Raw genomic sequence first — 11,951 nt, forward strand, 5'->3', positions numbered from 1 at the left:
CGCCCCCGATCAGAAGGGTAAGCGCTGCGGTGATGAGTACCACCCAAAATGATGGGATGCCTTTTTTATCCGGTGTTTTTGTCGTCAAATTCAAACTCCCAGCAGCTTTCTCATGGTTCCTTCTATCGGAGGGTCGTTCCCACCACCTGCTCCAGATTTGCCCAGGCAATGCCGAAATCGCTACGCTTTCTCTCGAGGGTCAGGGTTGCCTTCAACCACGTGGTATAAGCATCGATCACATCGGCGAACGCAACGTTTCCGGCGACGTAACTGCGTGTGGAGACATCCAATGCCGATCTCGAGAGCTGTACCACGTCGTCGTAATAAAGCGCTCTTTCACGCCGTGCCAGGTCCAGTTGAAACCAGGCGTATCGGACCCTGGTACGGGTCGCCGCTTCGGTTTTCGCCAGATCTTCCCTAAGCGCGTGAAGTTGTTGCCGGGTTTCGCGAATATATGCATCTTCGATCCCGTACCAGGGCATCTTGGGAAGTCCCGCTCCCCTTGAGGCTTCTGTTTTGATCGGGAAGGTATTCTGTTGGGCAAAAGAGCCGACTTGGTTGACCGCCTCGTCCTCATAAAGAGAAGAGTTCAAGGTATAGGGTGGAAGGATCATGGTTTCGGCCATCTCAATCATCAACTCCATCTTGCTGATCCGGTCCCGCAGACGTCGAAGTTCCTGACGGTGCTGTTGAGCGATCCCATAGAGATCCTTGAGCATGGGGATCTCTGCGGAAGGTGTTCGAATTTCCGGGGTCCCGAGTTTGACGCCGGGAGGAAGGTTTAAGATTTCCCGGATCTTCGAATCAAAATTGTGTTGCTGCTCTCCGAGCGTGTTCAGATCCTCATGCAGGGTTTCCCGGTGGATGCGGACCTTGATCACGTCCTGGTAGCTGGTTTTTCCCGCTTCGTATCGACTCTGGACGACCGCATCCAATTGTTCGAGAAGCTCGAGCATCTCGGAGGTGATCCCCATGCCTTTAATGACATATATCAGGTTCCAGTATGCTTTCCGAATCGCCGTGACAGCATCCCTGCGAACCGCTTCCAGGCTCTCCCTTTCGGCTCTGATCTCCCGGTCCACGATTTCACCCTTTAACGCCATCACACCCGGAAAAGGGAATTTAAGTTTCATCGGCTCTTTTCCTCTCATGGGACCGACTCCCGGCATAAGATCTTCCGTAAACGCGGTATACTTGCGAAGGATTTCATCCAGGGCGCCTACCTGGGTAAACGCTTCAATTGCGCCTCGCAGCCGATCCTCTGCCGCTTTCACCCCGGGGTTTCGCAGCACTGTCAGTGTTTCAAGTTGTTTTAACGAATAGGTGCCCTTTATGGCAGCTGCCGCTGCATCTGTGTGGGTTTGAGCCGGTTTAAGAAATTCAACGAGTTTAGGGTCGGGAACCAGAAAACTGCCCTCATCGCTTCCGGTCTTCAGTGCCTTTTCCCATCCGGCTTTCATCTCCTCAAGCCGTTTTTGTTGGGCGTCAAATGCGCTGTCGGTGACCGGATGTTCCGGTTCAGGTCCAGATCCGAATTGATCCACGAAATAGGCAGGGGGCCGATACGATTCATATTCGTTTTTCAGCTCACGGTACCCGGCGCAGACCGGATTTGTCATCGAAAAGGCCAGGCAGAAAATGACAATGCTCTTTCTGTTCATTTCTCCTCCTTTTCCATATCCCGGCCGGGTGGATTTCCGGGCGCCGCAATGCTCTGACCGACGAGCGGTTCAAGCCGGGCAAGATATTTTCCGTAATCGGCCCGGGCCCTGGCCAATGCAAGGTTAAAGTTGTACCACACGGCCTGGGCCTCGATAAAATCCGAGAAGGTGGATTGTTTTTCCCGAAACCACGTTTCGGCGATTTCCATGGCCTTCGCCGCCTGCGGAAGCAGGTCGTTTTGATAGAGCGAAATCAGCCTTTTGGCATTTTCCAGACGGAAAAAGGTCGAGCGAATTCCCTCCCGGGCCCGGTTGACCATGACCTGCCTCTCCTCCCTGGCCATCCCCATTTCCGCAAAGGCGCGTTCCACGCGGCCTCTGTTTTTCCCTAACCAGAGGGGGATAGTCACCCCGAACTGGACACCGAGGGCGTCGCGTCCGGCATCGCTGGGCCGCTGGGGAATATTCGGGTTTCCGATTGACCCGTAAAAGACGCCGACATTGAAATCCGGTCGATTCTCCAGACGGGCCAGATCCACCTTCGCCTCGGCCTTCTCGATCCGGCTCTCGGCCACAAGGATGTCTTCCTGGTTTTTCTCTGCCATCTGGTACAACTGATCGAGATTATAGGGGAGGGGCTGGACAGGGATGGAGCGCAACGGGCCGATCCGGGCGCCTGGAGATCGATTCAGAAGGGAGTTGAGCCGGGTGATTTCAGTCTCCTCGAGATCGCTCAACAGCACCATGTCGTACCGGATCTGGCCCAACTGTGACTGGGCCTTGACCATATCCAGCAGTGCGGTCCGGTCGTTCGCATAGCCGGTTTCTCCTACTTTTCTCAGGTGCTGCAGCAGTCTGAGGTTTTCATCGGCGATCTTCTTAGCCTCGCGTATATACCTCAATTCATAGTAGGATTCCTTGACGGCCTTCACGACCTCCCGCACGGTTTTGTCGAGCTTAAGTTTGACGATATGTGCTTCTGATTCCACCACCTCTCCGGCCTTGGAAAGCTTACCCGGAAAGGGAATTCTTTGAGAAAGGCTAACATTCCAGTCCTGCGGGCCGAGGCGGGTTTCTATGGGGTCCGGGTAATAGGAAACGTTGAGCTGAGGATCGGGGTATCCGGTAACGACCCTGTAATCCTCGAGAGTGGCTCTCCATGTCTGACGCGCCGCCCGAATCGACGGATTGTCTTCGCAGGCATAATGGATGAGATCCTCAAGCTTGACCTTGTGTTCAGACAACTTGTCCGGCGACCCTGCACAAAGAGGGGTCGCTGTGCTGACTCCCCAAATAATTGAAATAGCCATTATTAGCCTCTTACGGCCTTTCATCTTACCTCCACTCAGCGGTGGCGTTTCTGCGGGTCGTCCTTCCGGAATTTGGAGTACTCGCAGATACGGGGCGAACAAGGTGGCTGAGATGCTTCTCGGCGGATAATGCCTTTTTGGAACGTGATGGAAATTCCACGGCTGTCTTTATTTTAAAAAATGATCTCAAGACCTACTCCCAAGACGTGGGCCGTATAGTCATCAGACCCGCCGTTGCTCTCTTCGTCATATTTATAAAAACCATACCCGAATCGTGCTCGAATCGTGTCATTCAATTTATGGGTGCAGGAGAGGGAGAGTCCGTGGCGGGTATTATCAAGACCCAAAGGAAGTCCTACTGCTGAGTTGTCTTGAAAGTTGTCCGACCAGCTTAAAAGGTATTGCAGCGTCAAATCGGTTTTTTTTCCGACGGCCCATCCCGCGGTTCCGATGAAGGTGTAGACATCACCGTCATAGCCGGTGACGGTAGGGCTCCCATTGGCAAAGCTTTCCGAATTCACATCCCTGTAAGAAAATTGACCGGTTAGGTACAGGCTGGCTATCGGGGTGGACGTTACATTGAGGCTGTATATGTCGGCGACGTAATCGCCCGATTCCACATTGCTTGGCGGTGTCGTCTGGGAAAGGGTATCTATCTCTGTTTTAACGCGTTGATACTGAAAGCTCGTTTTGAACGTTCCGGTCAGTCGGGCGGTCACCTTGGCCTGGATTTCCTCGGTATCCAGCTCCTGGCTGTTGATAAAGGCTGAATAGCCCGGATCGGTATCTATCTTGTGATCATAATCGTTGTCGTGACAGCGTCTCCGGTAACGGCCTGATAGGGTCAGCCGGCGAATGGGTGAACTGCTGAAGCCAAAAGTATATCTGCTCCGGTCGACATCGGTATCGGTCAGGCGCTCGAACACCGTGACGGCATCCTCCACCTCTTTTTCATACAGATCGATACCTTGCTGGGTCCATTTTCCCTCCGCGTATAAGGAGGTGTGGGGGATGCCTGAATAACGGACTCCTACGGTTTCCATAAACCCTTTCTTGTCTGTGCGGCTTTGGCTTCGGGCCTCAGGTGAGACAGGGCCTTGACCCGGAAGAGTCTCTGTGAGGATGGCATCGCTATCTCCTTCGGTGTTTGTAATCTCGGCCTGAATTCCGCCGTGAAAACTCAATTGGCGGTATGGACCGAATCGGGCATTCAAATTCAGCACATGGCTTTTCTGATCGAGTATAATTGAGTTTGTGCGCCAGTTCTTGTCAAAAGGGTCGGGACCAAAGGGTGTTGTAAGCATGTTGAACGAGGCATCGCCATCCACATCGTTCAAAAGATACCCAAAGGAAAAGTAGATGGTTTCGCTAATTTGACTGTCCAGGTGGAAGGTATTATAGAGGGCGTCATGATCGTATCTCTCGGAAACATTCACTGTTTCCGAAGTACCCGCATCAAGATTTCGATCCTGCTCGAATCGCGTCGTATCGGTCTTGTATTTTTCATATCGAAACCGGTCTTCCAGGTGCACTTTTCCGATATGGTGGGCCACATCCACCTTGAAAATATCCACTTGCTCGTCTATTTCTTGGAACGAAGGGAATATTTTCCTGGTTACCGCCCCCTCTGTTACACTTCCCCATTCAAGGAGGGATTTCTCCCCTTCCTTGAACTTCCGTTCATATCCTATCACAATTTTCGGCAGGTCCGGGATGGTGATCCCGGCTTCCAGGGAAAAGCTGCCGATATCAAGGTGCATATCTTTGTCCAAATGGAATACCGGGATGGCAAAAGGGCGAAAATAGCCCCCTGTATCGTCAAAATATTTACGATACTGGGTGAAATGCGCATGAAAAAAGCCAAGATCTTTTTTTCCGAGATCCAAAAGGAATCGATAGTCTTCCTCCGGAACGATGGCGCGGCCTTCCATGTGTAACATCCAACCGCCTCTGATCGATTTTTCCAGAAGGAAATTTTCCACGCCTTCCGCCCAACCCTCTTGAATCCACTGATCTTCACGAAACTTGTTTTCATCCCCATCAACACTCCTGTACTGTAAGGTGGGACTCAGTTCAAAAGTCAGGGGAACCGCTTCATCGTTTTCTTGAGGATGGGCGAGGCCGACCGGCAACAAAACCAGTCCGATCGGTACAAAAATGATGACGGTTCTTATCAGGGCCTTCATCTTAATACCTCAGATGCGGATTGATGTCGGAACCATGAACGGCGGTATGGCAGCCCGCGCTCCAGCATGTTCCCTGGGCAAGACGCGTGGTGTGGGAAACAGTGCCGATGGTGATCGAATTGCGCAACCCGATCTGAGCATGGCATTTCAGGCATAGGTTGTTATCATTTTCCACCAGCATTTTGTCGTTGATGGATCCATGAGCCCTATGGCAAATGGTGCAGCCCTCCCGAAGGGCCTCGTGCTCAAACACTCGGGGTCTGGATTTGTCGCGATGGCACTGCACGCAGACGTCATTCTCCCTGCCTGCCCTCATCCCTTTCGCTTTATAGATATCTTCTCCGTGAGGGTCATGGCAGTTTATACAATTCATCCGGCGCTCTCTTACCGGATGGTGATACTGGAGATTAAAGGCCATTTTGACCCCCAGATGACATGGGTAGCAGGCATCCGGATTCCTTCCCGGGTTGATGATATATTGTCCTTTGCCTCCGCCCCCTTCCATATGGAGGCTGCCTTGCCCGTGGCAGGCCTCGCAGCCCAATACTTCCCTGTTATCTGTCGAGATATGGAGGCGCGCATGCGCCGTATATTTGAAACGCTTCACGATATCTTCGTGACATAAAGCGCAGGTTTCAGTACCCACCGGCTCAGCTCCCTTTATGGCAACGGGCCGTTCCAGAAAACGGTTTGAAGGGGTGGCGCAGGAGAAAATGCAGATCACAAATACGTATGCTGACAGAATCACTGAAAATAATGTCCTTTTCATAAGGCACCTTTACCTGCTTGATGATTGCCGTCCACACACAATTCCATATGGGAATGATTTCCCTTTACTCTTCAGCCAGGTAAACAGGTCCGCAGATGTTGCCCCGGGCATGTGTTCGCGTATGGATATTGACATAGACGTTCCCTGCACGTATCTCTGCAATGAGCGCCGGCAGGCGTTTTCCGCGCATGGGTCCAATCAAATTCTTCTGGGTAATGGTTCCCTCGGCCAGGACTCCTTTAAACAGACCGGGGATAAGTTTAGGAGGAGGTGCGTCCGGATAAAGCCACACTACGGGCGTGCCGATTTTCCCGGCCTTTCCAAGGTGTAAATGCGCCATGGTGATATCTTCAACATTATGAACCTCAAGCTTATATTGAAGGGCTGAACCGTCTTCAGAAAGAACCAACTCTCCCCTAGCCATGGCTCGGCCGTCAAGACCCAGAGAACAATGAAAGGCGGTCCGATCTCCCGCCAAGCCTCCCGGTATGAGACCGAAAATTGAGAAGATCCCAGCGACCAGTACGAAAATCGATTTTTTATTCTTGAACATATCCTTTTCCTCTCCTTTCAAAACCGCTCCGAAAATCCACAGGCCGATATACGTCGGCACCTCGTGCTCAAACTGTTGCCATGCCTTTAGATTTTGAGTGCTCCAACTCCTGGATATGTTTTTCGAAAATTCGACCCGCATCACTCCACAACATCGAGTCCTTGGATATCTTCAATGGAATGCGGCATGATGAGGTGTTGCCAATTTCGGGTCGTGTGACAGCGCCAACAGTCTTCTCGGGAGATGTCTTCCAATGTTTCGCCGTGAGTCATTTCGATTTTCTGCCAGAATGCGTTATCCTGGTGGGAATAGGGAGCCTTGTGACAAAGATCGCAGTTCAGCCTATCTTCCGGCGGATGCCGGAAACCCGGCACATCCCAGGTCTTTATCCCATGACATTCCCTGCACTTGCTGCCAAAGAGACCTCCGTGTATGTCCGTATGACATCGGGTGCATTGGAATTCACCGTTGAAAAGCGTGTGATCGACCCTGGATATGTTCCCGCTCGACCCCTGATGTTCCACATGGCACTTCAGGCAATGTTTTTCAGCCTCATGGAAGCGAATCTCCGGGCTCAACAGGGAAACGTCATTGAAGTCATGGCATTCCAGACACACCCGATCCGACACACCCCGCCATGGCAGGTGGCAGAAGTCGCATCGGTCATTCTCTTGGTGGAATATACTCAGGGACCCGGGTTCTGCGGCTCTTTCATTCAGAAAGAGCCATACGCACAGAGTCACAGACACGAGAATTGCTGCGCCGTAAACAATCTTCATGATGGGATCCACCTCAGGCCATAGTAAAGGACTGTGAGGATGTGTAAAAAAACAAATGAAAAAAGAAACAACGTAAGCACATGATGCACAATCATCCACTTGGAAAACAGGGATTTTGTAGAATCGAAGATGGTTGTGGTGTACTCCAGCTCGCTCATGGACTGTGCAATATCCAAAAGCTCTTCGCATTGATCCCTCTGCGCTCCCTCGTATCGTCCGTTTTCCGTCTCAGCCCTATTTTCATTTTCTTCAGCATGATCCAGACCAAAATATGCTTCACATGCAGCAACCATTTTTCTCCGTTTTCGGAACTCCTCTTTAAGCACGGCAAGTTGGCGTTGCTGATCCTTTAATGTTCGGCTGATCCTTCTGAAAAAAAACCTCCCTGTGATGCCGCTCAATACCACGATCAACATGGACAAAAAGACCAGCAAACCGATCAGGCTGTCCAACTTATGAGCGGAGTGGATGACCACCAACGAAGGCCCCATAAGACCATAGAAGATATGCTTACTGAGAGGATTTTGTCTGCCGCGTTGATGGCGTACCCGTTTTCTGTACGGATAGATGAGGGTCAGGAAAATCATCGTCGTGCCCACGATCCCGATGGAATGACCCAACAGGCTTCCGGCAAATGTCTCGCTCTCATGAAACAGTAACCCCGCCACCAGGACAATGAAAAATATGGCGAGGAGCGCGTTAATATTTTTTTCTGTCATGGTCTGTCAGACGTTAATCACAATGTCTGTGGTGGGTCTGGCCACGCACGGGAGGATCATATTTTGTTTCATATCTTCGGCCTCCAGGCCGTCGGTTACTTCCATGTGAACGTCTCCAGAGAGAAGTTCTATCTTGCAAGTGCCGCAGAATCCCTGCTGGCAATCGCTGTCGATTTCTATGCCATGATGTTCGGCAAGCTCCAGGATATTTTCGAACCGATCTTGCCATTCTGCTGTTTTTTGGGATCTTTTGAATTCAACTGTCAGTGCCATGTTCCTTCTCCTGTAATAATTGATTCAAGAGTTGTTTGGTCCGTCTGTGCCGTATGACAAGCGCCGTCACAGCGGCAACAGAGAAAAATACAAGGAACAGCATGGTAAAAAAATGGGTCCATGACATCCCTAAAATCCCTTCGGCTTTGTCCAGGTATTTGGGGCTGATTTTCATTTCGTCGCGAAACCACCGGATGTCCCTTTCCTGGTGATTTTCCGGAGTTTCAGGTTTGTCTTGCCCGAAGCAAATACTGGTGAGACCCTGCTTTTGCGTCTCAGTGCCTCTCGAAGACGTGTACCCCCATACAAGGAAGATCAGCAATATGAAGAATCCCAACTTTGTCCAGAATTTAATCATCCGCGTTCTCCCATTTGCGCTTTAATGCCGGCAATGAACTACCCCGCCGCAAGAAGCGGGGTATCAAAAGCATAAATTCTCTTGAAACGCCCCAAAGGGCGGGGAATTCAACCCCAAGGGATTAAAATGATGGTGAAAATTGAAGCCTGTTTTCCGATATCGAGTTTAGACAGTCGTGCTTCAGTTCCTGAGGATCAGCAGGCGATTGAATAATCTATGTGGATTCAAGTTGGATTCAGAGCATACAAGCTGTATTTGAAAAGAGTTGATGCCCGGCTATGGGATCAATCTGGTATTCCTGATTAACTATGAACAAATCTCAGGGGATGTGAATGGGGTTCATCCTGTATTCCTCTTTGATACTCACAGTACATAATCATAAAACTCTTTGGAGTGTCTTTCCTGTGTAACGAAACATTTCAGGGACATATTGATCTAAGATGAACCTGGGAGACCGTCTGCCAGACCGGTCCACCAGGATTCGGTGAGAAGAAATCCCATTTGAAGGACGTGTCTCTTAAATGCTGGACGGGGTAGCTGGTGCTCTCATGTGTCTTGTGGTTGAGAATGGGGCGAAAGGAGTGGTCGGCGGCGATTTTTCTTTTCTGCCGGATGCAGAGGGTTTGCCCATCAAGGGCGGAGTCATTGGAGGCCGGAATACCTGAAATGACATTCGATACACTGCCGGATCAGAAGTTCATCATTGATGAAATCGCAAGAGTGGCAAACCAGGGGGATTAATTTTTGTATTAGAGCACATGAACCGATATTATTGCGAAGCCATCGGCCGGTTCCGCACTTCCGGTTGGCAGATTCTGAGGATATCGCCCCGGTTCACATCTTTTTCAAGAGCTGGGTTGCGGCCGTGAGCATCGGGTCCCACACCGGACTGAAAGGCGGGGCATAGGCCAGATCGCACTCGCTGAAGGCCTCGACGGTCAGTCTCGCATGAAGGGCCACTGCAGGGGCGTCGATCCGATGGGCAACCCCTTCCCTTCCCACCATCTGCACCCCCAGGAGGAGGCCGGATCGTTTGTCGCCCACCATCTGTACACCGATAGGAGAGGATCCCGGATGGGCATGGGCCCGGGATCTTGCCTGGATCACAATCTCTGCCGGATCAAAACCCGCATCCTCGGCCTCCTTTACGGAAAGGCCTGTCCGGGCCACCTGAAGATCGAAGACCTTGAACACGGCCGTCCCAGCCACGCCCTGAAGAGAGACCGCTTTGCCGGTGACGATATCGGCCACGGCCCACCCGCCCCTGCTGGCCCGAAGGGCCAGCGGGATCCAGGTCTTTTTTCCGGTTACCACATGATAGGCGTCCGCGCAGTCGCCCACAGAGTAGATGTCCTCCACGGACGTTCGCAGGCTCCGGTCAACGGCGATGGACTTCTCAAGACCCAGCGCGATCCCCGCCGCTTCCGCGATCCGGCTGTTGGGCGTCACCCCGATGGCCACCACGACCATCTGGCCATCCAGTTCCAGATCCGAACAGATCACCTTCAGGCCACCCTGCGCCTTTTCAACGGCCTTCACCTCATGACCCGGATACATCTGTGCTCCGTGGCGATCGATCTCCTCCCTGATCATTTCGGAGAGGGTTGGGTTCATCCAGGGAAGGAGAATCGGCCGGGGCTTGACCATCGCCACCTCGATGTCCCTTGCACGGAGGGCCTCGGCCATCTCCAGGGCGATGTATCCCATCCCCATAATGACCACCTTTTTGACCTGATGGTCCGCGATGAACTGCTTGAGTTTCCGCCCGTCCTCCAGGCTCTTGAGGCCGAATACCCCGTCTTGATCGAACCCGGGCAGAGGGGGGATGATGGGGGACGCACCCGTAGCGATCAGGAGTTTGTCATAAGACAGATGAAATGGATCCCCCCCGGATGTCCGGCCGCTCACGGTCTTGGCCGAAGGGTCGATAGCCTCGGCACGATGCCCGGTCCTCAGGTCGATCCCCTGCTTTTCCCTGAACACATGCGCCTGTCTGACCACAAGGTCGTCTATTTTCCGATCCGCTTCAGCAATATTATAGGGCATGCCGCATGCGCTGTAAGAGACGTCGGCCGTCTGCTCTAGGACAATGACCTCCATATCGGGCCGGGTTCTCTTGGCCCGACTGGCCGCGCTCATGCCTGCCGCATCTCCGCCGATGATGACAAATCTCATGATATTTTCCTCCTTAGGTATCTGACGAGAGCGCCCTCCCCGCTCTTGAGCGGAATCAGACCAGGCCAAAACCCTTTCAAGGGACAAACGTCCAACATCGAACGTCCAACACCCAATAAAAACCCGATGCTGAAGATGCCCTCAGTCCGTCTATCCCTCAATTCCAGAATCCTTCAATTCCTGAATTCCCATCATCTCATCAGCGTCAACCGCCGGGTGCCCCGTATCTGTCTGAAATTGGCCCCCTCGCTGACACAGCGCATTGCAAGGAGAGGATCCACCACCCGAGTCCCGGAAACCGCATCCACGCCATAGTCGAAGAAAACAGGACACAAGGGTGCGGTATCGCCGAGCAGGATCACATAGGCGTCCGGCCGGCAGAGTCCGAGCAGATGATCCATAGTATGCGTGGTCAGGGCGGTCCCGGTTATGGCCACCACGTCCGCCTGAGGAATGACGCGATCCGCCTCCTCTTCACCAAGATCACCTGTGCGCGGGTTTCTCTCAACGACCTGAAGTTGCGCTGCGATCTCACGGACCCTGGGGATAAACGGGAAATGTCCCACAATAACGACCTTTCTTCCCCTCCCCTCTTCCATGATCAGTTCTGCGGCGTTCAACTCCACACAGGCATCCGCATCGACTTCGAGGAGGGAGTTGACGGCAGCCATGCCCATTGCCGCCTCCAGAATGCTGGAAGAGTAGGCGAGCCGGGCCAGGTCCTGTGCGCTCTTTTCGATCAGGCTGCCGGGGTCTTTCACCATGGGGGGGGTCTGCTGGAGGGCGTCCTTGGGAAGGGTTGCCGCCAGCCCGCAGTACCGGGTCAGGACCGCGGTGTGAAACACCCCCTGGCGGATATCTTGAACTGCCGCATCAAAATTCAACAGAGACATCACATCATCGAGGATCTTCGTGCAACCTTGGCTCTGCTTCTCATTCACGGTTGTTCCCAAGGCGGCCTAACAGCCGCAACCAAAAGGTTTCACCCAAGTCCCGGAAGCGTTCTGGGCACCCGTGGGGGTCTCTGCTCAAGAGCTGCAATAAAATGCGGTCGTATCGTTCGGCGGCCGCCCCCGGGCTCCGAATAATGTTTACGGAAAGGCAGCAAGGACATACCGTCCCATGAAAGGCTGTACTTGGGGCTGGAACAGACTGTATTGTAAAGCCC

Annotated in this window: 10 protein-coding genes; all 10 read right to left on the reverse strand. The window is 52.6% G+C overall.

Features of this window, described 5'->3' with window-relative positions; genetic code table 11:
- Nucleotides 1-122 precede the first annotated feature (122 nt).
- The 10 genes from K9N21_18580 to K9N21_18625 all read right to left on the reverse strand — a co-directional run bounded on the left by K9N21_18580 (nucleotide 123) and on the right by K9N21_18625 (nucleotide 11,676).
- Nucleotides 123-1,661, reverse strand: a complete 1,539-nt coding sequence (locus tag K9N21_18580; protein MCF8145918.1) for a TolC family protein — start codon at nucleotides 1,659-1,661, stop codon at nucleotides 123-125.
- Nucleotides 1,658-2,971, reverse strand: a complete 1,314-nt coding sequence (locus K9N21_18585; GenBank protein MCF8145919.1) for a TolC family protein — start codon at nucleotides 2,969-2,971, stop codon at nucleotides 1,658-1,660. The genes K9N21_18580 and K9N21_18585 overlap by 4 nt, the downstream gene beginning before the upstream one ends.
- A gap of 173 nt (nucleotides 2,972-3,144) precedes the next feature.
- Nucleotides 3,145-5,157: a hypothetical protein gene (locus tag K9N21_18590; GenBank protein ID MCF8145920.1), complete on the reverse strand. Its 2,013-nt coding sequence runs from the start codon at nucleotides 5,155-5,157 to the stop codon at nucleotides 3,145-3,147.
- Nucleotide 5,158: 1 nt separating this feature from the next.
- Complete coding sequence (locus K9N21_18595; protein MCF8145921.1) at nucleotides 5,159-5,662, reverse strand: cytochrome c3 family protein; 504 nt, start codon at nucleotides 5,660-5,662, stop codon at nucleotides 5,159-5,161.
- A gap of 328 nt (nucleotides 5,663-5,990) precedes the next feature.
- Nucleotides 5,991-6,479, reverse strand: a complete 489-nt coding sequence (locus K9N21_18600; GenBank protein MCF8145922.1) for a CHRD domain-containing protein — start codon at nucleotides 6,477-6,479, stop codon at nucleotides 5,991-5,993.
- Nucleotides 6,480-6,619: 140 nt separating this feature from the next.
- Nucleotides 6,620-7,258, reverse strand: coding sequence for a hypothetical protein (locus K9N21_18605; protein ID MCF8145923.1), 639 nt, complete (start codon nucleotides 7,256-7,258; stop codon nucleotides 6,620-6,622).
- Nucleotides 7,255-7,977, reverse strand: a complete 723-nt coding sequence (locus tag K9N21_18610) for a hypothetical protein (GenBank protein MCF8145924.1) — start codon at nucleotides 7,975-7,977, stop codon at nucleotides 7,255-7,257. Before K9N21_18610 ends, K9N21_18605 begins: the two co-directional genes overlap by 4 nt.
- Before the next feature lie 6 nt (nucleotides 7,978-7,983).
- Nucleotides 7,984-8,250: a 2Fe-2S iron-sulfur cluster binding domain-containing protein gene (locus tag K9N21_18615; GenBank protein ID MCF8145925.1), complete on the reverse strand. Its 267-nt coding sequence runs from the start codon at nucleotides 8,248-8,250 to the stop codon at nucleotides 7,984-7,986.
- 1,192 nt (nucleotides 8,251-9,442) lie between these two features.
- Nucleotides 9,443-10,783 carry an FAD-dependent oxidoreductase gene (locus K9N21_18620; protein MCF8145926.1) on the reverse strand — a complete coding sequence of 447 codons (1,341 nt, stop codon included), beginning with the start codon at nucleotides 10,781-10,783 and terminating at the stop codon, nucleotides 9,443-9,445.
- Nucleotides 10,784-10,974: 191 nt separating this feature from the next.
- Nucleotides 10,975-11,676, reverse strand: a complete 702-nt coding sequence (locus tag K9N21_18625; GenBank protein ID MCF8145927.1) for a DUF364 domain-containing protein — start codon at nucleotides 11,674-11,676, stop codon at nucleotides 10,975-10,977.
- Nucleotides 11,677-11,951 lie beyond the last annotated feature (275 nt).

Source organism: Deltaproteobacteria bacterium (assembly GCA_021737785.1).
Taxonomy (GTDB): Bacteria; Desulfobacterota; DSM-4660; order Desulfatiglandales; family Desulfatiglandaceae; genus AUK324.

Excerpts from the sequence above, each read along its gene's own strand:
- K9N21_18580 (MCF8145918.1), bottom strand. The coding sequence starts at position 1,661 with ATGAACAGAAAGAGCATTGTCATTTTCTGCCTGGCCTTTTCGATGACA.
- K9N21_18585 (MCF8145919.1), bottom strand. The coding sequence starts at position 2,971 with ATGGCTATTTCAATTATTTGGGGAGTCAGCACAGCGACCCCTCTTTGT.
- K9N21_18590 (MCF8145920.1), bottom strand. The coding sequence starts at position 5,157 with ATGAAGGCCCTGATAAGAACCGTCATCATTTTTGTACCGATCGGACTG.
- K9N21_18595 (MCF8145921.1), bottom strand. The coding sequence starts at position 5,662 with ATGGAAGGGGGCGGAGGCAAAGGACAATATATCATCAACCCGGGAAGG.
- K9N21_18600 (MCF8145922.1), bottom strand. The coding sequence starts at position 6,479 with ATGTTCAAGAATAAAAAATCGATTTTCGTACTGGTCGCTGGGATCTTC.
- K9N21_18605 (MCF8145923.1), bottom strand. The coding sequence starts at position 7,258 with ATGAAGATTGTTTACGGCGCAGCAATTCTCGTGTCTGTGACTCTGTGC.
- K9N21_18610 (MCF8145924.1), bottom strand. The coding sequence starts at position 7,977 with ATGACAGAAAAAAATATTAACGCGCTCCTCGCCATATTTTTCATTGTC.
- K9N21_18615 (MCF8145925.1), bottom strand. The coding sequence starts at position 8,250 with ATGGCACTGACAGTTGAATTCAAAAGATCCCAAAAAACAGCAGAATGG.
- K9N21_18620 (MCF8145926.1), bottom strand. The coding sequence starts at position 10,783 with ATGAGATTTGTCATCATCGGCGGAGATGCGGCAGGCATGAGCGCGGCC.
- K9N21_18625 (MCF8145927.1), bottom strand. The coding sequence starts at position 11,676 with ATGTCTCTGTTGAATTTTGATGCGGCAGTTCAAGATATCCGCCAGGGG.